Genomic DNA, 19694 nt, shown 5'->3' with positions numbered 1-19694 from the left:
GACGGGTCCGACTACGGAGGCATCGTTGGAGGCCGGGTGAAGCCTGCGGTCCGGCGGCTGGTTGACGAACCGGACAGTCGCGCGGCGACCGATCAGTTGCTGACCGAGGTACGCGCCGGACGGTGGCGGCCCCGGGCCTGGGGCCGACTGCTGGCCCACGCCGGCCTGAGATCAGTGGGTCAGGCCCGGTCGCATCAGCGCGCGCTGGCCGAGCTCACCGCGCTGCACCTGCTGTTCGTGGCGAGCGCCGGCCGGGGCAGGCGGCGGTGGCCCCTGGTCAGCTGGCTGCTGGCAGCCAGCCACCTTGGCCTGCTGGAGCACCGCCGCTCGATCGGTTACGCGACCGTGCTGACACTGGTTCGGGCCAACCTGCCTGTATTCGCCGCGGGACGGTGGGTGCCTGCGCTCGCGCTGGCCACCGACATCGCCGATGGGCGTCTCGCCCGCGCGCTGGAGGACACGTCACCTTTCGGAGCTGCCGCCGACTCACTGGCCGACGCCGCGTTCTGGTCCTGGGTCGCGGTCCGGCACGAGCCGAGCCGGCGACTGCGGGCCGTGGCGTTGCTCGCCTGGGCGGCACCGGTGCTCACGGTGACCGGCGTCAGCGTGGGCCGCGGGCGGATGGTGGATGCTCCACGGCCGATCCTGCTTCGTCCGGCGGCCCTGCTGCAGGCCGTGCTCGCCATCCGCGCAGTCCTGCGCCGGCCTGGTCAGCACCGGCCATAGGGCGGTAGGCGAGAAGAGCGACCGGATCCGGAATGCGGTGCTGGTCAGCCAGAACGACCATTGACGGCGGGCGCAGGGCCGAACATGTCAGTTCCGTGCGGGCGTAGCGGTCCTGCGTGCCCTGCGCGCCCTGCGCCGGCTGATCGCGACGGCGCCGAGCACAATCGCCACGAGTGCCAGCACCAACGGGAGAACGCCAACCGTGTCGACCCATCGTGCCAGGGTCTGCTGGATCGCTCCGGCCGCCTCGACAACCGGGTCGGCGGCGTCGCCCTCGCCGAGATAGAGCCGGGTCTCGTAGATCCCGTAGTAGCCCACGTAGAGGCCGACGATGACGAGCAGGAAACCTCCCGCCCTGTTCACGTAGGGCAGGACTCGTCGCGCACGGGCGGTGACGGCGGCACCTGCCAACGCGATGGCTGTGGCGAGTACGCCGACGACGACGGTCATGCCGATGCCATAGGCGAGGTAGGCGAACACGCCCTCGAGCACGGAACCGCCGCGGAACGTCGCGGCGGTGACGGCAAGGAACGGTCCGATGGTGCAGGACAGTGACGCGATCGCGTAAGCCAGGCCATATCCGAACATCGAGCCGAGCCGCTCGGTCGGTGCGCCCTTTCCGGACTTGGGAAGCAGCAGGGTGATCTCCCGGCCGGAGAGCATCCAGGCTCCGAGCGCGATCAGCGCGACACCGATGACGATGGTGATGATCGGCAGATATCGCTGTACCTCACTGGCCAGTGGAGCAACGATCAACCCGAATACGGCGAACACCACGAGGAACCCCGCGGCCATCGCGGCAGTGGCGACCAGCGCACGCAGCACGGCGGCCGAACGGTTTCGTTGTTCACCGTTGCCCAGCACCACCAGGGTCAGGTAGCTCGGCAGCATCGCGAAGCCACACGGGTTGAGCGCGGCGACCAGGCCGGCGGCGAGTGCGAAGCCCAGCGTTTCGGTATCCACTGCTGTTTACTGGTCCGTCAACTGCCGCAGGCGGGCAGTGAGGTCCTCCGCGGACAGCGTGCCCTTGACCACCTCGACGGCGCCGTCGGCGCTGATGAACGCGAACGCGGGCTGGGCGGTGATCCCGAACCGTTGCCAGACCGCCGCTTCGGTATCGGCCAGGTTGGTAAACGAGCCGATCTTGTAGGTGTCGGCGAACTCACGCATGGCCGGCACCTCGTCCTGCGCCGCGACCCCGACGAAGGAGATGTCCTGATGCGTCCGGGCCGCCTCGGCCACGTCCGGCGCCTCGCGCTGACACACCGGGCACCAGGGTGCCCAGAACCAGAGCACGGCGGGCTTTCCGGCCAGGCTCTCGCCGGAGAACTCCGCCCCTTCGATGGTCTTAGCGGTGAACCGCAGTTCCTCCGCCACCGAGGCGTTGTCCGAAGCCGGGCGTTGTTCGCCGCTGACCGCAGACGTACCGGTCTGTTCACCTCCGCCGGGGTTCGTGCCACAACTGGCGACCACCGCGGCCGTGGCGAGAGCCAGGCCGAGAGTACGGACGTAAGCCTTCACCGGCATCTCCTTCGGGGTAAGGGGTTGCCGGTGAGTCGAGCAGACCCGGACGTCCGGGGTAAGCCGAAGTGTCAGCGAAGTGACCCAGATGGCCGGGAAACAGTTCAGCTTCTACGGCGGAACGGCCACAGCGCCCGTTTCGGCCGGGATTCGGCCGGTTCTGTCTGTTCGAGTAGCTCGGGTGCGTATTTGCGGACCGCTGCATCGAGTTCGCGGTAGCTGGGGTTGACCAGTGCGTGCTTGCCGATGAACACAGTGGGCACGGTCTCGTTGCCGTTCGCGACCGAGCGCACCCTCGCGGCGGCTGCCGGATCGTCCCAGATATTGATCTCCCGCGCGGGAAGGCCGTTGCGTCGCAGTGGACGCCGGAGCGCGCTGCAGAACGGGCACCCCGGCCGAAAGTAGAACTCGATCGCGGTCGTTTCACCAAGGTCCGCCGCCCCGGTCGATTCCGTGCTCATGACATCTCCTCCGTCGGTCACGGCGCCTCGTTACGGCCGAACAGCTTGCTGAGTGCTCCACGTAACCCGTTCCCGTTCTCGGGACCGGGTTCGCGCTCACCGTCGATTCGCACCTCATCGTAGAAGGCGATGTGGTTCTTGATCCGGCGGGCAATGGGGCTGGGGTGCGGGTAGTACCAGGCGCCATTGGAGCTGGTCCGCTGCCCGGATTTCAGGTCGTAGTAGTTGGCGACACCCTTCCAGGGGCAGAGAGTTCTGCTCTTGCTCGCCACGAAGTACTTCTTGTCCACCGATTCCGGTGGAAAATAGTGATTCCCTTCGATCCGGACCGTCCGTGGCGTCTCCGCGATGACAATCCCGTGCCATACCGCTCGTAGCATCTCGGCCTCCTCGCTGCTGTGTGGCCATTCCAACAGCGGCCCACCGGTAAAGAATGGAGAGTGTCAGCGAGGTGACATCACCGGTCGACGAGGGAGCACCCGGCAAGGGGTTTTGGCGGATGGCTGCTCGCGATTACCTCGACAATTGTCTGCTTCGTGACAGTCGTGGATGTCTGTGTGTGGCGTGTGGTTGGTCTCTGTGTGGGTTACCGGTCTGGGGCCTTCCGAACGGCATAGGAATGGAGCTGGCGGCGATGCGGAGCAGGAAGATCGACTTTCCGGGGTCGGGGGGTGTGCGTCTCGCGGCGCGGTTGGACCTTCCGGATACGGAGCCGCGGGCGTATGCGTTGTTCGCTCATTGTTTCACCTGCAGCAAGGACGGCTTCGCCACGGCCAGGATCTCTCGGGCGTTGACGGAGTTCGGGATCGCGGTGTTGCGTTTCGATTTCACCGGTCTGGGGCAGTCGGGTGGGGAGTTCGCGAATACCGATTTCAGTGCCAACATCACCGATCTGGTGCACGCGGCGGACTATCTTCGTGACCATTTCGCGCCGCCCGCGGTCCTGATCGGACATTCGCTCGGTGGGGCGGCGGTCCTCGCCGCGACGCATCGGATTCCCGAGGTGCGGGCGGTGGCGACCATCGCCGCTCCGGCCAGCCCTGATCATGTCACGCATCTGCTCGGTGACAGCAGGGCGGAGATCGAACGGCACGGCGAGGCCGAGGTATGCCTGGCGGGCCGCACGTTCCGCCTGCGCAGGGAGTTCCTCGACGACACCGCGACCCAGCCGCAGGCCGATCGCATCGCGACACTGGACGCGGCGCTGCTGGTGCTGCATTCGCCCACCGACGACACCGTGGGGGTGGACAACGCCCGGCGCATCTTCGACACCGCCCGCCATCCCAAGTCCTTCGTCGCGGTTCCCGGCGCCGATCACCTGCTCACCGACCGCGGGGATGCCACCTATGTCGCCACCGTCCTCGCGGCGTGGGCCAGCCGGTATGCCTTCGACGCCGACACCGCCCGGGTGCACCACCGGGAGGAGGGTCGTGTGGTGGTCTCCGACAGCGGTGCCGGCCCGTTCGGGCAGCACATCACGGCGGGCTCACATGTGCTGGTCGCCGACGAGCCGGAACCGGTCGGGGCCGACAGTGGTCCCTCGCCCTACGACCTTCTGCTGGCCGCGCTCGGTGCCTGCACGTCGATGACGGTGCGGATGTACGCCCAGCGTAAGAACTGGCCGTTGGACCGGGTGCGGGTGTCCCTGCGGCACTCGCGTGGTCATGCCGAGGACTGCGCGGAGTGTGGGACCAGGACCGGCAGGGTGGACCGGATCGACCGGATCATCCACCTCGAGGGTGACCTCGACGCGGACCAGCGACAGCGATTGCTCGACATCGCCGACAAATGCCCGGTACACCGGACACTACGTTCCGAGGTCGTCATCGAGACGAGCACAGCGACACCATGACCCGCCAAAGCGAAGTGCCCGCGGTGACGCCGGTCGTTTAGCCGGCACCTCGGCCCGGCCCTGCACAGTGTCGGTCTGCTGACACTGGGGCTGCGAGGGACCGCCACCACTGGTGGAGTACAAGCTGAACCCGATCGCTTGACTTGAGGCAGGAGCGGCCAGTGGCGGAGCAGAAGCAGGATCGGGACGAGGTGTTTCTTGAGTACACCAAGAGCATCTGCCCGGTGTGCAAGGTGGTTGTCGACGCTCAGGTGAACATTCGTGACGAGAAGGTGTACCTGCGCAAACGGTGCCGCGAGCACGGCTGGTTCGAGGCTCTGGTGTACAGCGACGCGCAGGCGTATCTGGATTCCGCGCGGTTCAACAAGCCGGGGACGATTCCGCTGACCTTCCAGACCGAGGTGAAGGACGGCTGCCCTTCGGACTGTGGATTGTGCCCGGAGCACAAGCAACATGCGTGTCTGGGGATCATCGAGGTCAACACGAACTGCAATCTCGACTGCCCGATCTGCTTCGCCGATTCCGGGCATCAGCCCGATGGCTACTCGATCACGCTGGAGCAGTGCGATCGGATGCTGGACGTGTTCGTGGAGTCCGAGGGCGAGGCCGAGGTGGTGATGTTCTCCGGTGGGGAACCGACCATCCACAAGCACATTCTCGACTTCATCGATCTGGCCCAGGCGAAGCCGATTCGCAACGTCAACCTCAACACCAACGGGATCCGGCTGGCGACGGACAAGCGGTTCGTGGCCGCGTTGGCCGAACGCAACGGCCGGGGTGGCAAGTCGATCAACATCTATCTGCAGTTCGACGGTTTCGACGAGCGCACGCACCGCGAGATCCGGGGCAAGGACCTGCGTGCGCGCAAGCGGCAGGCCCTCGACAACTGCGCCGAGGTGGGGCTGACGGTGACGCTGGTGGCCGCCGTCGAACGTGGGTTGAACGAGCACGAGCTGGGTGACATCGTCGAGTTCGGGCTGGCGCATCCCGCGGTGCGGTCGGTGTCGTTCCAGCCGGTCACGCATTCGGGCAGGCATGTGGAGTTCGACCCGCTGACCCGGCTGACGAATCCCGACGTGATCAGGCTGATCACCGACCAACGCCCGGACTGGTTCCGCAAGGACGACTTCTTCCCGGTGCCCTGCTGCTTTCCCACGTGTCGTTCGATCACCTATCTGCTCGCCGAGGGCACCCCTGGTGAACCGGACTTCGGGGTCGTCCCGATTCCCCGGCTGATCCGGGTGGAGGACTACCTGGACTACGTGTCAAACCGAGTGGTGCCCGACTACGCGGTGCGCCAGGCACTGGAGAAGCTGTGGAGCGCGTCGGCGTTCATGGGCACGGAGACCTCCGAGGAACAGTTGCGGATCACGGCGGAGGCGCTGGACTGTGCCGATGCCTGCGGGGTGAACCTGCCCGCGGCGCTGGCGGATCTGACCGACCGCGCATTCATGATCGTCGTACAGGATTTCCAGGACCCGTACACCCTCAACGTCAAACAACTGATGAAGTGCTGCGTCGAGGAGATCACCCCGGACGGGCGGATGATTCCGTTCTGTGCCTACAACTCCGTCGGCTATCGTGAGCAGGTGCGGGAACAGATGTCCGGGGTCAAGGTCGCCGGAGTCGTGCCGAACGCCATCGAACTCCAGCCCCTCGTGGTCGATTCACCCTACGGCTCGAAGGTCGTGGGCACCCCCGATACCGCCACTGGCAACGGCGGTGGCAATGGCAACGGCGGTGGCAATGGGCGTCCGGCGGTCGTCGCGCCGGACGCCACCAACGTCGGCCGCCCGGCGGTGGAGCAGTGAGCGATCGGCACCGTGAGCGAACCGGGTACGGCGATGAGCGATGGGCAGCCTGCCGGCGAGTGAGGCAAGGGGCATGAGCAACACTCCAGCGGAGATCAAGGCGTGTTGTGCGGCCACTTACGGCAACGACGCGGTAGCGCTACTGCTCGGCGAGTCCTATCACCCCGGTGGCCCGTCGCTGACCCGGCGGATGGCCGAGCGGTTGCGGCTGCGCAGTGGGCAACGTGTGGTGGATGTGGCAGCCGGGCCAGGAGCCTCTGCCCGCCTGCTCGCCACCGACTACGACGTCATCGTCGACGGCGTCGACCTCGGCCAGGCGAGCGTGGACCGGGCCCGTCAGCTGACCGGCGACGCGGGCCTGACCGCAAAGGCCCGGTTCCACCTCGGCGACGCAGAACGCCTGCCGTTGTCCGGCACCGAGTTCGACGCGGTGATCTGTGAATGCGCGTTCTGCACCTTTCCCGACAAGCACGCCGCCGCTGCCGAGATCGCCCGGGTCCTGCGTCCCGGCGGCCGGGTCGGGATCACCGACGTCGTCCTCGCCGAGGACGGACTGCCCGGTGACCTGACCACGCTCGCGGCCTGGGTGGCATGCATCGCCGACGCTCGCCCGCTCGACGAATACTCCGAGATCTTGCGGCAGGCCGGGCTACACACCATCCACACCGAACATCACGACCACGCACTCACCCGGATGATCGACGAGATCGACGCTCGGATACGACTGCTTCGCATGACAGCACCCACCCGCCTCACCGAAGCAGGAGTCGACGTCGAAGCCGTTCTGCGCTACACGGCCCTCGCCAGGAAGGCCGTCGAGGACGGCCAGATCGGCTACGCACTACTCGTCGCCGAGAAACCGCGTTAGGCGCCGGCTAGACTCAGTTCGCGCACTTTCCCGGGAAAGTGCGGAAGGGTGCGATTCGGTCTGACGACGGCTGGCCAGGGCATAGCCGGCGGCGGTCAGTGCGTAGCCCGCGGCGATGAACGCGAGGACGGGATAGGACTTGCCGCTGTCCGGCAGGGTCAGTGCGGCCGCGGCCGCGGCGGCGACGAAAGTGGCATTGAACAGCGCGTCGTAGAAGGAGAAGACCCTGCCCCGGACGTGGTCCGCGATATGGGCTTGCAGGATGCTCTCGACGCAGATCCTGCTGCCCTGGGCGACCGCTCCGAGGAGTACGGCCGCGACGAGCAGCGGGGCCATCCGGTAGGGCAGCCCCAGCGCGACCTGGACCACCGCGGCCAGGGCGAACAGGACGACTATCCAGGAGCGCGAGGACCATCGCCGGGTGATCGCCGGGGTGACGATCGCCGCGAGGAGCGTGCCGAGCGCTGCGGCGGCGACGACCTGGGCGGCCCCGGCGAGTCCGGCCCGCAGGAATCCGGCGTCGGTGAAGTAGTTCCGGTACAGCAGCAGCGTGGCGATGGTCGAGAGGCCATAGAGGAAACGATGCGCGCCGACGGCCACGAGCGCGGCCATGGCGGGACGTCGTCGCGCCACGTAGTGTGCCCCGTCGACGAGTTGGTGCACGGTATCGACGAGGATGCGTGGAGCGGGTCCGGCCGCGCGCCTCGGCCCGAGCTGGTCCAGGGCGAAGGTGAGCGCCAGCGACGAAGAGGCGACGTACACGACGGTCGCGATGAGGGCCGAGAGGCCGGCGGCCCCGTTGCCGGCATCCCCGATATGGCGGACAGCGAGCCCGAGAACGGTTCCCGCGGTTCCTCCGGCCAGGCCGGAGACCGTCCACACGGAATTCGCCAGCACCAGTCGATCCACGGCGACCACATGAGGCAGGGCAGCCGAGGCCGCGGCGCTGTGCAGCCGACCCGCGCTGACGGCGGCGAGCGCGGTCAGGAAGAACGCGGGACCACTCGGGCCGGTGACCAGGAGCAACACCGCGACCGCAAGCACAAGTGCGGCGCGAACGAGATTGCAGATCGCCAGTACTCGGGTACGTCGCCAGCGGTCGAGCAGTGGTCCGGCGAACGGCCCGACGAGGCTGTATGGCAGCAGCAGGACGGTGAATCCCGCCGCTGCCTGAGCCGCGGTCGTAGCCCGTTCCGGGTTGAAGAAGACAGCGCTGGCGAGACTGGTCTGGAACAGCCCGTCGGCTGTCAGCGACACCACCCGTACCCACAGCAGGCGGGCGAAACCCGGTGTGCGCCACAGAGTTCGTAGTTCGCGATCAGCAGCCACGGCGTCCGGCCAGGTCCGTCATCCACGTCTCCACTTGGCTCCGGGGCCGCGTACTCCGGCCACCCCGTCCGGACGCGCGCGGATCAGCCGTCGGAGCGCTTGATCGCGGAGATGTCGATGTCCAGGACGATCTTGTCGCTGACCAGCACCCCGCCCGTTTCCAGTGGCGCGTTCCAGGTGATGCCCCAGTCCTTGCGGTTGATGGTGGTCGTGGCCTCCAGACCGATCCGGTTGTTCCCCATCGGATCGAGTGCCGATCCGGTGTACTCGACATCCAGGGTGACCTGCTTGGTGACGTCCTTGATCGTGAGATCCCCGGTAACCCGGTAGTTCTCACCGTCGACCTGCTCGACGGTGGTGCTGGCGAAGGTGATCTCCGGATAGGTGGGCATGTCGAAGAAGTCGTTGCTGCGCAGGTGCTCGTCGCGTTGCTGCACGCCGGTGTCGATACTGGTGGTCGTGATCCGTAACCGTCCGCTGGATTTCGTCGGATCCTGCCCGTCGATATGCAATTGCCCGTCGAACTCGGTGAACGCACCGCGGACCTTCGTCACCATCGCGTGCCGGGCGACGAAACCCATCCTGGAATGCGCGGGGTCCAGGTCGTAGGTGCCGCTGAGATCGACGCCGGTCGTGCTTGAGGACATGCCCAAATCCTTTCCCGGGAACGTGAACGATTGAACTCTCAATCTACTCCGTAGTCCGTGTCACCGCATTACGGTCGGAACGAGTGATTCCGACTGGTTCGACGGTGTGGCCACGGGCCAAACACCTGATTCGGCGGACTGTCAGAAAACTGACACAGTCCCGGGCAGGCGCTGTTTCATCCGAATCCCGAGTCGCTCCACTACGGACTGCGGCCGATGGGGTGCGGGACTACGGTGGCGCCTGAGACCGGAAAGGAGCGGGCATGTTCGAGGCCAGCTCGCACGTCGGGACTATGCCGATGCGTTGGATCGAGGAGGGGGAAGGAACACCCGTGGTGTTCGTCCACGGCATTCCGACCTCGCCGGAGCTGTGGCGGCACGTGATACCCCTCGTGCCCGGCGCACGCGGACTGGCCTGGGAGATGGTCGGCTACGGCGGCAGCATTCCCGCCGGTGCTGATCGGGATGTCTCCGTGGCGCGGCAGGCCGACTACCTCTTGGAATGGCTGCGTCACCTCGGCCTTGATCGGGTCGTGCTGGTCGGCCATGATCTCGGCGGAGGTGTGGTGCAGACCCTGGCGGTACGCGAACCGGATCGCGTCGCCGGAATCGTCCTGACGAACTCGATCGGGTACGACTCGTGGCCCATACCCAGCGTGCGGATGATGCAACGCGCGGACAGTGTCCTCCGGCTGCTGCCCGACGTGGCGATGTACCCGATGTTCGTGGCCCTGCTCAGGCGTGGTCACGACGACCAGGCGATGGCGGCGGAGTCGATCGGCACGCACTGGCGGCACTACGCCGCTCACGGTAGCGCCCGCAGCCTCCTGCGCCAGGTGCGAGCACTCGATGTCCGCGACACCCTGGCGGTAGCCCCTCGGCTGCCAGAGCTGGGTATTCCGGCCCGCGTCGTATGGGGCGACGCGGATCAGTTCCAGAAGGTGTCCTACGGCGAGCGTATGGCCCGGGACCTCGGATGCGAGCTGAGTCGCATCGAGCGCGGACGACATTTCACTCCTGAGGACCATCCGGACCGCATCGCCTCCGCTGTCACGGAAGTGCTCGGGGAAATCGGCTAGCTGTCCGAATCGGACCGTCAGGCGAAGGTTCCGAGCCAGGTCGTGAGTGCGTACAGCGCCACGTAGGTGAGTACGGCGATAGCGAGTACACCTGCCAGCCGCCACCGCCAGTGACGTACTCCTGCCACACTACACTGCGAACGCCGCCGCAGGGACGACCACACCAGCAGCGCCAGCACTGCCAGCCCACCTAGACGGAACAGCCAGGCATAGCCGTCGTAGAGATCGGTCGCCCACGCGAACGCGGTGCCAGCACTGACGATCCCCAGCACCGCGAGGACCGTCGGACCGACACAGCAGAGGATGCCGACCAGTCCGCCGCTCAGGCCGATCCGCCACATGGGCAGCTTGTCGGATCGCGTACTCGAAGTCGAAGAGGTCTGCTGTTCGGAGGTGGTCACAGTGGTCCTTCCGGTCCGGTCGGGACGATCTCAGCGCAGTGCTCGACCGGACCGCACGGACAGTGTCAGGTACCGGACAAACTCCGGCAGTTCCTCCGGCGGTTCCGGGCTCGGCAACCAGTTTCACACCCGCTCATCCGTGTCACACCCGCGGCAGGGCCGCCGGTCGGCGCACCGGCATTGGTCAACACTGTCCGTTCGATGACAGTCGCGCCATCGGGCGGGTGCAGGCCGGCGTTGACGCCGGAGTACCAACGAGAAAGGATGATCGAGGATGCCCCGTATACCCGTGCACTCCGTGGATGACGCTCCCAAGGGATCGCAGGAAACCCTGCGGCAGCTGGAGGCGAAGTTCGGCAAGGTGCTAAACATCCACGGCGAGATGGCGCACGCCCCGGTGGTGCTCGCCGGTTACACCGGCTTGCAGCAGGCCATCGCCGAACACGGCAGCTTCGATGCGCGTGCTCAGGAGGCCATCGCACTCGTGGTCGGTAACGCCGACAACTGCGCTTACTGCCAGTCCGCGCACACCGGCGGCGCAAGGCAGGCCGGGTGGACCCTGGACGAGACCGTGGCCATTCGATCCGGTGAGGCGACCTCCGACCGCGAGTTGGACGCACTGCTCGCGGTAGCGCGGCAGATCACCACAAAGGTCGGCGAGGTCGACGAGGGCACCTGGCAGCAGGCGTTGGACGCAGGCTGGACCGTCGAGCAACTGGCCGAACTGTTCGTCCACGTCGCCACGAACCTCTTCACCAACTACTTCAACCACTACGCCCATACGGAACTGGACATCCCCGCCGCGCCGGGGCTGTAGGCCAGGGGACCGGAACCGTTCCGGCTGAAAGGGACGGATGCCTGGATGTGGAACGACACCCATCTCGGCATCCGTCCCTTCCGTGGTCGAGGCCGTCGCTCCACGTCACCTGTGACAGTGAATCCGGCCGGAGGGGAACAATGCGCGGGCGGGTTGTCGGCGACTGTGTGCCTGGACAGGAGATGGCGGTCCGAAAAGACCGGTATCGAAGCGTCTCCGCTCGTCCTGGTGGCCCGCTGATCGATCGGAGCGCGGCGTAGTGGGCAAGGTCTGCAAGCACGCGGGCGGCGACATGTGTGAACGCTGCTCGTGGGAACTGCCAAGGGACGCGCTGCTGCTGGTGGCCCGTGGCCGGACGGCACGAACGGCTGTCCCGGTGGCCGTGGTGGTCGGCACCGTGCTGTCGCTGGTGAATCAGGGCACGGTGATCGTCGAAGGCACGGCGGATACCGGCACATGGGCCCGGGTGGCGGTGAACTACGCCGTGCCCTTCGTCGTCGCCAGCATCGGCTTTCTGCTGGCCCGCCGGGTACGTACCGACGCGGCGGACTGGCCCGCCTACCTGGCCGGATACCACGACGAACGGCCTGGAATCACCGAGGCCGTGCTGACCCGATCGGTCGCGGGCAAGCATGCGACGCCCTACAGCTGGCTGGTACAGCCACTGCGGGACACAGAAGGGCCGATCCTTGACCTCGCCTGCGGCTCCGCTCCCACCCGTCCGTTGCTCGCGCAGGCTCGCTGGTTCGGCGTGGACGCGTCGGCAGGAGAGCTCGCCCTCGGCGCGAGCGTGGGCAGGGGACCGCTCGTCCGAGCGCGTGCGGACGCCCTGCCGATGGGCGAGGACACGATCGCGACCGTGTGCTCAGCCATGTCGTTGCAGGTGCTCACCCCGCTGGATGCTGTGCTTGGCGAGGTGCAGCGCGTACTGCGCCCCGGCGGCGTGTTCGTGGCACTGGTGCCTTCGAGGCTGGGCATAGCACGCGGCCTGTTTCGCTGGTGGCGAGTGATGCGGGTACTGGGAATACGTACTCAGCCGTGGCCGAATCCGCAGGCCCAGGACGGTCTCGCCGCGATTCTTCGTGCGCACGGATTCGTCATCGACTCCGACGACCGGCGGGTTTTTCGGCGCGCGGTCACGGATCGGTCCGAGGGTGCGCTGCTGGTGGACAGCTTGTATCTGCCACAGATTCGGCAGGGCCGGATTCTTGCGGCCCGACGGATGCTGGGCAACTGGGCGCGACCCGGCCGGTGGCTGCCACTCCCGTTACGCAGGGTCGTCGCCCACCTGCCGGACGAGGTGCGGACGCAGCAGCGGTGACTGCCCGGACCGGGGCGCCCGCTGACGATCAGCTGTGTCGGCGTGCTGACAAAGAACGCGCCCGGATGGCTTCGGCACCTTAACGTGGCCCGCGTGAATGTTTCGGATGACGAACTGGCGACGTGGACGCTCGACGGTGCGCGGCGCGTACTGGAGCTGATCGCCGATCTGCCCGACGAGCAACTGACGGGGCCGCTCTTGCCCACGGTGAACCCGTTGATCTGGGAAATCGGTCATATCGCCTGGTTCCAGGAGTTGTTCGTGCTGCGCCGGGCGTGTGGACACGCACCGATCCTGTCCTTCGGCGACGCCATCTATGACTCGGGGGCGATCCCGCACGACACCCGGTGGCGCCTGGTTCTGCCGGACCGGGACGAGACGTTCCGCTATGTGCGCACGGTCGCGCAGCGGGTCGCCGACGAGGTGACGGCGGGTGACTCGACCGATGTGGTCCGCCATTTCGCCCGGTACACGGTCCACCACCACGACACCCACAGCGAAGCGCTGACTCACACCCGGCAGACTCTCGGTCTGCCGATGCCGGTGCTGCCTGGGCTGACCGACGCCGGATCGTCCTTCCCCGCGCCCGAGGACGACTGGCGGGGGGACGTGAAGTTCAGTGGGGGACGGTATCTGCTGGGTGCGATGAGGTCGGACGCGTTCGTTTACGACAACGAGAAGTGGGCGCATCCCGTGGACGTGGCACCGTTCCAGATGGCGCGTGCGGCGATCACCCAGAGCGAGTTCGCCGAGTTCGTCGATGACGGCGGGTACCGAACCCCCGGTTTGTGGTCCGACGGTGGTCAGTGGCTGAACGAGACCGGGGCTCGGCATCCGGTGTACTGGCGTGAAAGCGACAATGGCTGGCAGCGCAGGCAGTTCGATACCTGGGTCGAGCTGGAACCACACTTGCCGGTCAGTCATGTCAGCTGGTGGGAGGCGGACGCGTTCTGCCGATGGGCAGACAGGCGATTGCCGACCGAAGCGGAGTGGGAGTTCGCCGCCACCGCCGGTGCCCGGCCCAAAGACACCTATCCTTGGGGCGAGCGGCCGCCGTCGCACACACTGGCGGCGACGGACTGGAAGTCCAGTGGGCCCATCCACGTGGGTGCCTGTGCGGCCGGCGATTCGACCGACGGCTGCAGGCAGCTGATCGGCAACGTATGGGAGTGGACGGCCAGTGACTTCCGCGCATACCCGAACTTCGAACGAGACGCCTACCACGAGAACTCCGAGCAGTTCTTCGGCCGGCGGAAAGTACTGCGCGGCGGGGGATGGGCCACCCGCGGCCGCTACCTGCGCTCCACGATGCGCAACTACTTCACACCCGACCGCCGCGACGTACTCGCGGGGTTTCGTACGTGTGCGCGATGATTCTGCTGGTCAGTCCAGCCACGTCGGCCGCGACGAACGGAAACAGTGTCACGGTACAACGGTGGGCGGGCATTCTGCGCGCGCTCGGTCATGAAGTGGACGTCGCCGAGCGGTACCGAGGCGGTGAGTACGCGGCGCTGGTGGCGCTGCATGCCCGCAAGAGCGAGGCGGCGATTCGGGCGTTCCACGCCGAGCACCCGGCCGCGCCGGTAGTGGTCGCGCTGACCGGAACCGACCTGTATCCCGATCTTGCCGCCGCCGGTGTGGATCCCGCGGTCCTGCGGATCGCCAGTAGGCTGATCGTGCTGCAGCCACACGGACTACGGCAACTCGACATCACCCTCCGTGCTCGCGCGACAGTGATGGTCCAATCGATGTCTTCGATACCGCGTGGACGGCCACGGCCAGGTGTCTTCGAGGTCGCGGTGCTCGCGAACCTGCGTGCTGTGAAGGACCCGTCGCGCGCCGCCGCGGCCACGCGAATGCTGCCCGAGCGATCGCGGATCCGGGTCTCGCACGCCGGCGCCGGCCTTGAACCCGAACTCGTCGAGCGGGCCAGGAGCGAGACGAGGGACAACCCGAAGTACGAATGGCTGGGCGCCCTCGACAGGGCGGATGCCCTTTCCGTGCTGGCCAGGTCTCAGCTGTTGCTGGTCACCTCCAAGCACGAGGGCGGGGCCAATGTCATCTCCGAGGCACTGGCGGCGGGGGTTCCGGTGTTGTCGTCGGCCATTGCGGGGTCGCAGGGCCTGCTCGGCGACGACTACCCGGGGTACTTCGCCGTCGGCGACACGGCAGGCCTGGCGGAGCTGATGTTTGCGGCAGAGGTCGACCGAGGGGGCTTCTACGGTGCACTCTGGGATCGTTGTGACCGCCTGCGAACGACGATCGATCCCCGGCGTGAACGCGATGCCTGGGCGTCCCTGCTGAACGAACTGTCCGTTCCCGTCGTCGAATGAAGAGGGAGAGTATGCATCGACTGCTGGTGTTCGTGGCGATCGCGTTGCTCGCTTCCAGTTGTGCGTCTTCGCCCGGAGATCCGCGCGGCGACGCGGCATCCCGCGAAGGCACGCTGATCATCGGAGCCATTCCGGACCAGGATCCGCAGGAACTGCAGCGGACGTACGGCGAGGTCTCGGAGTACCTCAGTGACCGGCTTGGTGTACCGGTGCGTTATGTCCCGGTGACGGACTACACCGCGTCGGTGACCGCGTTTCGGCAGGGCGGTTTGCAGTTGGTGTTCTTCGGCGGGCTGACCGGTGTCCAGGCGCGGGCGCAGGTACCGGGAGCCTTACCGATCGCGCAGCGCGATATCGACGCATCGTTCCGCAGTGTCTTCGTCGCCGGCACGGACACCGGAATCGATCAGATCGACGATGTCAGCGGCCTGCGGGCGCTGGCGGGCCACTCGTTCACGTTCGGCAGTGAGACGTCGACTTCGGGCAGGCTCATGCCACAACACTTCCTCTCGGAGGCGGGAGTCGAGCCGGGACAGTTCAGCGGGAACGTCGGCTACTCCGGATCGCACGATGCCACGGCCAAGCTGGTGGAGGCAGGCAGCTACCAGGTGGGCACGCTCAACGCGGCGGTGTGGGATGAACGGGTCCGCGCGGGTGAGATCGACACCGACAAGGTTCGGGAAGTCTTCCGGACACCGCCGTATCACGACTACCACTGGCTGGCGCGCCCGGACCTCGACGAACGGTTTGGTACCGGTTTCACGCAGCGCGTGACCGAAACCCTCCTCGGAATGGACGGCGACGAAGCCGGCCGCCAGATCCTCGACCTCTTCCAGGCGAATCGCTTCATTCCGACCGAGGCAGCCAACTACACACAGATCGAGTCGGTCGCCCGCGCGCTCGGGTTGCTGAACTGATGGACTCCGCGGACGACAAGGTATTCGAGCTCAGGTCCGTTGATGTGCGCTTCGGTGACACGAGTGCGCTCACGAACGTGGAGCTGACCATCGGCAACGGTGAGCGAGTGGCGATCATCGGACCGAGCGGTGCGGGGAAGAGCACCCTGATCGCACTGCTGAACGGTACCGCCGTCGCCACCAAAGGTCAGGTCCGTGTGCTCGGCTGCGACTACGCCCATGCGTCGCCACGCCGTGCGCGGGCGACGCGACGGCGGATCGGCACGATCCATCAGCGGTTTGATCTGGTGGACCAGCTCCGGGTGGTACACAACGTCAACGCGGGAATGCTCGGCACGTGGCCGTTCTGGAAAGCCGCGCTGTCCCTGCTGCTGCCGATGAATGTCGACCGCGTCCAGTCGGCATTGGACAGGGTGGGCATCAGCGAAAAGCTCCACGAGCGGACCGGGGACCTGTCGGGTGGCGAGCAGCAGCGGGTGGCCATCGCCAGGATACTGCTGCAGCAGCCATCCGCGATCCTGGCCGACGAGCCGGTTGCCAGCCTGGATCCCGCCCGTGGCCAGGAAATCATGAACCTGCTGATCGACCTTTCGATGGACGCGGGAGTGACGTTGCTGGCGAGTCTGCACGACGTCGCCATGGCGTTGGCGTCCTTCGACCGCGTCATCGGTTTACGAGCCGGGCGAATCGTTTTCGACAAGCCCCGGGTGGACCTGACCGAGTCCGAAGTGGATGACCTGTACGCGTTCGAGCGGGAACCACGATGACTCTGACGACCGCACGCACGGAAGCCCTCGAGCGTTCGCCCCGTCCGGCCGCGGGCAAGGGGGCCGGTCCGCGAAGGCGCTCACGGCGAAGGTGGGTGTGGGGGCTGCTGATCGCGCTGGCCATGGCCGTCTCCGTACTGGCTTCGGGGATCGGCACCGAGCAGGTGGTCAAGGGCGGGGGATCCGAGTTCCTGGAGTTCTTCGGCGCTGCCCTCCAGCCCAGGCTGGACGGAGAGTTCCTGCTTCTGACCGCGACCGCCGCCCTCACCACGCTCGCCTACGCGGTACTGGGAACCGCGCTCAGCCTGGTCATCGGGATCGTCGGTGGCGTTCTCGGTTCCCAGGTCTGGTGGTGGTCGAACCGTCGGCGGTCGGCGGTGGGCTGGGGGCTCGCCAGGGCGGCGCTGGTCGTACCCCGTGGCATCCACGAGGTCGTCTGGGGACTGTTCTTTCTGGCGATCTTCGGCCTGGACCCGATCGTGGCGGTTCTCGCGATCGGAATCCCGTTCGGCGCTGTCACCGCGAAGGTCTTCGCGGAACTGCTCGACGAGACCTCCCGCAAGCCGTACATCGCCCTGCTCGGCGGGGGAGCGGGGCGTCGTTCGGCGATCCTGTACGGACTGCTTCCGCCCGCGATGGGTGATCTTCTCTCCTATGGTTTCTACCGGTTCGAATGCGCCATCCGGAGCGCGGCGATCCTCGGTCTGGTCGGTGCAGGGGGACTGGGGTTCCAACTGGCACTGAGCTTCCAGGCGTTGCGCTACGAGGAGATCTGGACCCTGCTCTACGCACTGATTCTGCTCAGTGTCGCCGCGGACTACTGGAGTTCCAGGGTTCGTGCCCGCAGGTCGGGGGATCGTGGACTCGCGCTCCGTCACGATCCGGTGCTGGCGGGGTCCCTGCTGTTCGGGGCGGTGCTGATCGGGCTTTCCGTGTGGTGGGTCGGCCTCGACCTCGCCACGCTCTGGAGCGGCCAGGTGTGGGAATCGGGCATGGGACTGCTGGCCCAGGCGTGGCCGCCCCACTTGGCCGAAGGAGGGATGACCGGCCTCCTCGAACTCGCCGGGGTCACTGTGGCCATGTCGATCCTGGCGGTCATGGTCGCGTTCGCCGGTGGGGCCCTGCTCGCGATTCCCGCTGCGGGCAGGCGATCGAGCCGAAGCAGGATCGGTCGTGCCGGTCAGGGGCTGTCGCGTATGGCGAGCAAACTCGTACTCGTGATTCTGCGGGCCATTCCGGCACCGGTATGGGCGCTGCTGCTGTTGTTCGTCCTGTACCCGGGAATCGTTCCCGGCGCGCTCGCTCTGGGCGTCTACACCATGGGCGTGCTGGGCCGGCTGATGGCCGAGACGACGGAGAATCTCGACGACCGGCCGCTGCGTGCTCTGCGAGCGCAGGGCGCCTCGGGTGCACAGGTGTTGTGCTACGGAGTGCTGCCCGCGGCCGTACCTCGCTTCGTCGCCTACGGGCTCTACCGCTGGGAGGTCACGGTCCGCGATACCGTGGTCGTCGGCGTGGTGGGTGCTGGTGGCCTCGGGCTGCTGCTGGACCACCAGCTCGCCAGCTTCGACTACGGTGGCGCGTTCACGACTCTGGCCGCACTGATCATTCTGACGTTCGCCGTCGACCTCACCAGTGCGGCCCTGCGTCGAGCACTCCGTTAGAACTCCGAAGGCGTCGGCTAGCTCCGCGACTCCGCGCGGACGCTGACGTGTCCGGGCGCGCCTTCGGTCACTCGCCCGACGTGTGCGGCGGGAAGGTTCCGTTCCGTCAGCTTCCGCACGACACCCGCCACGTCGACCCCGGCCGGCACGCCCAGAAGCAGGCCGCCGGAGGTCTGTGCGTCGTGGAGCAATACCGCGAGATCAGCGGGGACATCCTCGTCGAGGTGCACCACATCGCTGAGGTGTTCGGTGTTCGCGCGCGTACCGCCTGGGACGAATCCCGCCGCCACGACCTCGCGCGCGCCAGGGAGCACCGGTACCGCGGACGCGTCGATCTCGGCGGCGGCACCGCTGGCGCGTGCCATCCGGTGCAGGTGACCGAGCAGTCCGAATCCGGTGACGTCGGTCGCCGCGCGTACGCCCATCTCGGAGGCGACCGTGCTGGCATCCGCGTTGAGGCTGGTCATCGAGGCGATCGCGGCGGCGATCCAGGTGTCCTTCGCGCTGCCGTTCTTGATCGCGGTCGAGATCACCCCCGTGCCCACGGCCTTGGTGAGTACGAGGTTGTCCCCGGGGGCGAGTGCGTCGATCTGGAACAAGCGATCGGGATGGGCTAGGCCGACCACCGCCATGCCGTACTTCGGGATGGGGTCGTCGATCGTGTGGCCACCGACGACGAGGCAGCCGGCTTCCTCCGCGACGCTCGCGCCGCCACGCAGGACATCGGCGAGCTGGTCCATCGGCAGGTCACTGCCGGGCCATGCGGCGAGGTTGACCGCGATAAGCGGCCGACCGCCCATGGCGTACACGTCGGAGAGCGCATTGGCCGCGGCGATCCGGCCCCAGTCGTACGCGTCGTCGACGATCGGCGTGAAGAAGTCGGTGGTGAGGATGATCGCCCGTTCGTCATCGAGCCGGTAGACGGCTGCGTCATCGCCTTCCAGCGCCCCCACGAGCAGATCCCCGTCGGCGGAGTCGAGATTCGCTCCCAGCGAGGCGAACATGGACTCCAGCTTCGCCAGTGGCAGCTTGCAGGCGCAGCCCGCGCCGCGGGACAGCGACGTCAACTTGACTACTGGTTCGACGGACGCGCTCATGAACAACCTCCCATTGGGACAACGACAGGGTAAGGAGACCACGACAGGCGATGGTGTCCAGGGAGACTGTCCGCACGCCGACA

The 19694-nt window shown here is 67.0% G+C and carries 20 protein-coding genes; 12 read left to right on the top strand and 8 right to left on the bottom strand.

Annotation, left to right across the window (positions count from 1 at the left end; all coding sequences use genetic code 11):
- The first annotated feature begins 36 nt into the window (after positions 1-36).
- Positions 37-726, top strand: coding sequence for a CDP-alcohol phosphatidyltransferase family protein (locus tag D0C15_RS00535; protein WP_211323037.1), 690 nt, complete (start codon positions 37-39; stop codon positions 724-726).
- Positions 727-813: 87 nt separating this feature from the next.
- Here D0C15_RS00535 and D0C15_RS00530 read toward each other — a convergent pair whose 3' ends face one another.
- The 4 genes from D0C15_RS00530 to D0C15_RS00515 form a co-directional block, all read right to left on the bottom strand.
- Entirely contained in the window at positions 814-1689 is an 876-nt protein-coding gene (locus D0C15_RS00530; protein ID WP_116040415.1) for a cytochrome c biogenesis CcdA family protein, read from the bottom strand.
- Between the two features lie 6 nt (positions 1690-1695).
- Positions 1696-2253: a protein disulfide oxidoreductase gene (locus tag D0C15_RS00525; protein WP_116040414.1), complete on the bottom strand. Its 558-nt coding sequence runs from the start codon at positions 2251-2253 to the stop codon at positions 1696-1698.
- Positions 2254-2351: 98 nt separating this feature from the next.
- Positions 2352-2708, bottom strand: coding sequence for a glutaredoxin family protein (locus D0C15_RS00520; protein ID WP_116040568.1), 357 nt, complete (start codon positions 2706-2708; stop codon positions 2352-2354).
- A gap of 17 nt (positions 2709-2725) precedes the next feature.
- Positions 2726-3088 (bottom strand): DUF427 domain-containing protein, encoded by a 363-nt coding sequence (locus tag D0C15_RS00515; protein ID WP_116040413.1) that lies wholly within the window; start codon positions 3086-3088, stop codon positions 2726-2728.
- Between the two features lie 254 nt (positions 3089-3342).
- Here D0C15_RS00515 and D0C15_RS00510 point away from each other — a divergent pair, with 254 nt between their 5' ends.
- The 3 genes from D0C15_RS00510 (at position 3343) to D0C15_RS00500 (ending at position 7239) form a co-directional block, all read left to right on the top strand.
- Complete coding sequence (locus D0C15_RS00510; protein ID WP_116040567.1) at positions 3343-4560, top strand: bifunctional alpha/beta hydrolase/OsmC family protein; 1218 nt, start codon at positions 3343-3345, stop codon at positions 4558-4560.
- Positions 4561-4721: 161 nt separating this feature from the next.
- Positions 4722-6371, top strand: a complete 1650-nt coding sequence (locus tag D0C15_RS00505) for a radical SAM protein (protein ID WP_116040412.1) — start codon at positions 4722-4724, stop codon at positions 6369-6371.
- Positions 6372-6444: 73 nt separating this feature from the next.
- Positions 6445-7239, top strand: a complete 795-nt coding sequence (locus tag D0C15_RS00500; protein ID WP_116040411.1) for a class I SAM-dependent methyltransferase — start codon at positions 6445-6447, stop codon at positions 7237-7239.
- Here the strand turns inward: D0C15_RS00500 and D0C15_RS00495 are convergent.
- Positions 7213-8568 carry an MFS transporter gene (locus D0C15_RS00495; RefSeq protein ID WP_116040410.1) on the bottom strand — a complete coding sequence of 452 codons (1356 nt, stop codon included), beginning with the start codon at positions 8566-8568 and terminating at the stop codon, positions 7213-7215. The two genes, D0C15_RS00500 and D0C15_RS00495, sit on opposite strands and share 27 nt — an antisense overlap.
- Before the next feature lie 83 nt (positions 8569-8651).
- Positions 8652-9215: a YceI family protein gene (locus D0C15_RS00490; protein WP_116040409.1), complete on the bottom strand. Its 564-nt coding sequence runs from the start codon at positions 9213-9215 to the stop codon at positions 8652-8654.
- A 263-nt stretch (positions 9216-9478) separates the two neighbouring features.
- On the opposite strand from D0C15_RS00490, the gene D0C15_RS00485 reads away from it, so the two are divergent.
- On the top strand, positions 9479-10294 hold the full coding sequence (locus D0C15_RS00485; protein ID WP_116040408.1) for an alpha/beta fold hydrolase: 816 nt from the start codon (positions 9479-9481) through the stop codon (positions 10292-10294).
- Positions 10295-10311: 17 nt separating this feature from the next.
- Here D0C15_RS00485 and D0C15_RS00480 read toward each other — a convergent pair whose 3' ends face one another.
- The gene (locus D0C15_RS00480) at positions 10312-10695 is read right to left on the bottom strand and encodes a hypothetical protein (protein WP_116040407.1); all 384 of its coding nucleotides are present in this window, start codon (positions 10693-10695) and stop codon (positions 10312-10314) included.
- 274 nt (positions 10696-10969) lie between these two features.
- Between D0C15_RS00480 and D0C15_RS00475 the strand changes: the two genes are divergently transcribed.
- The 7 genes from D0C15_RS00475 to D0C15_RS00445 all read left to right on the top strand — a co-directional run bounded on the left by D0C15_RS00475 (position 10970) and on the right by D0C15_RS00445 (position 18514).
- Positions 10970-11512, top strand: a complete 543-nt coding sequence (locus tag D0C15_RS00475) for a carboxymuconolactone decarboxylase family protein (protein WP_116040406.1) — start codon at positions 10970-10972, stop codon at positions 11510-11512.
- Between the two features lie 259 nt (positions 11513-11771).
- Positions 11772-12833 carry a class I SAM-dependent methyltransferase gene (locus tag D0C15_RS00470; protein ID WP_245975493.1) on the top strand — a complete coding sequence of 354 codons (1062 nt, stop codon included), beginning with the start codon at positions 11772-11774 and terminating at the stop codon, positions 12831-12833.
- A 93-nt stretch (positions 12834-12926) separates the two neighbouring features.
- A complete protein-coding gene (gene senA / locus D0C15_RS00465; protein WP_211323035.1) occupies positions 12927-14207 on the top strand; it encodes a selenoneine synthase SenA in 1281 nt (426 codons plus the stop codon).
- Positions 14204-15166, top strand: coding sequence for a selenoneine biosynthesis selenosugar synthase SenB (gene senB / locus D0C15_RS00460; protein ID WP_245975509.1), 963 nt, complete (start codon positions 14204-14206; stop codon positions 15164-15166). The genes senA and senB overlap by 4 nt, the downstream gene beginning before the upstream one ends.
- A complete protein-coding gene (locus D0C15_RS00455) occupies positions 15163-16083 on the top strand; it encodes a putative selenate ABC transporter substrate-binding protein (protein ID WP_211323033.1) in 921 nt (306 codons plus the stop codon). The genes senB and D0C15_RS00455 overlap by 4 nt, the downstream gene beginning before the upstream one ends.
- A complete protein-coding gene (locus tag D0C15_RS00450; RefSeq protein WP_116040405.1) occupies positions 16083-16850 on the top strand; it encodes a phosphonate ABC transporter ATP-binding protein in 768 nt (255 codons plus the stop codon). Before D0C15_RS00455 ends, D0C15_RS00450 begins: the two co-directional genes overlap by 1 nt.
- Positions 16847-18514 (top strand): PhnE/PtxC family ABC transporter permease, encoded by a 1668-nt coding sequence (locus D0C15_RS00445; protein ID WP_116040404.1) that lies wholly within the window; start codon positions 16847-16849, stop codon positions 18512-18514. Before D0C15_RS00450 ends, D0C15_RS00445 begins: the two co-directional genes overlap by 4 nt.
- 17 nt (positions 18515-18531) lie before the next feature.
- Here the strand turns inward: D0C15_RS00445 and selD are convergent, their stop codons facing one another.
- Entirely contained in the window at positions 18532-19611 is a 1080-nt protein-coding gene (selD, locus tag D0C15_RS00440) for a selenide, water dikinase SelD (protein ID WP_116040403.1), read from the bottom strand.
- Positions 19612-19694: the final 83 nt, after the last annotated feature.

The organism is Amycolatopsis palatopharyngis (genome assembly GCF_003385185.1).
GTDB lineage: Bacteria > Actinomycetota > Actinomycetes > Mycobacteriales > Pseudonocardiaceae > Amycolatopsis > Amycolatopsis palatopharyngis.
The sequence above is the reverse complement of the archived record's forward strand: the minus strand, read 5'-3'. Positions and strand labels throughout refer to the sequence as shown.

Coding starts and splice junctions, on each gene's coding strand:
- D0C15_RS00525 (WP_116040414.1), bottom strand. CDS start 2,253: ATGCCGGTGAAGGCTTACGTCCGTACTCTCGGCCTGGCTCTCGCCACG.
- D0C15_RS00520 (WP_116040568.1), bottom strand. CDS start 2,708: ATGAGCACGGAATCGACCGGGGCGGCGGACCTTGGTGAAACGACCGCG.
- D0C15_RS00515 (WP_116040413.1), bottom strand. CDS start 3,088: ATGCTACGAGCGGTATGGCACGGGATTGTCATCGCGGAGACGCCACGG.
- D0C15_RS00510 (WP_116040567.1), top strand. CDS start 3,343: ATGCGGAGCAGGAAGATCGACTTTCCGGGGTCGGGGGGTGTGCGTCTC.
- D0C15_RS00500 (WP_116040411.1), top strand. CDS start 6,445: ATGAGCAACACTCCAGCGGAGATCAAGGCGTGTTGTGCGGCCACTTAC.
- D0C15_RS00490 (WP_116040409.1), bottom strand. CDS start 9,215: ATGTCCTCAAGCACGACCGGCGTCGATCTCAGCGGCACCTACGACCTG.
- D0C15_RS00485 (WP_116040408.1), top strand. CDS start 9,479: ATGTTCGAGGCCAGCTCGCACGTCGGGACTATGCCGATGCGTTGGATC.
- D0C15_RS00475 (WP_116040406.1), top strand. CDS start 10,970: ATGCCCCGTATACCCGTGCACTCCGTGGATGACGCTCCCAAGGGATCG.
- senB (WP_245975509.1), top strand. CDS start 14,204: ATGATTCTGCTGGTCAGTCCAGCCACGTCGGCCGCGACGAACGGAAAC.
- D0C15_RS00455 (WP_211323033.1), top strand. CDS start 15,163: ATGAAGAGGGAGAGTATGCATCGACTGCTGGTGTTCGTGGCGATCGCG.
- D0C15_RS00450 (WP_116040405.1), top strand. CDS start 16,083: ATGGACTCCGCGGACGACAAGGTATTCGAGCTCAGGTCCGTTGATGTG.
- D0C15_RS00445 (WP_116040404.1), top strand. CDS start 16,847: ATGACTCTGACGACCGCACGCACGGAAGCCCTCGAGCGTTCGCCCCGT.
- selD (WP_116040403.1), bottom strand. CDS start 19,611: ATGAGCGCGTCCGTCGAACCAGTAGTCAAGTTGACGTCGCTGTCCCGC.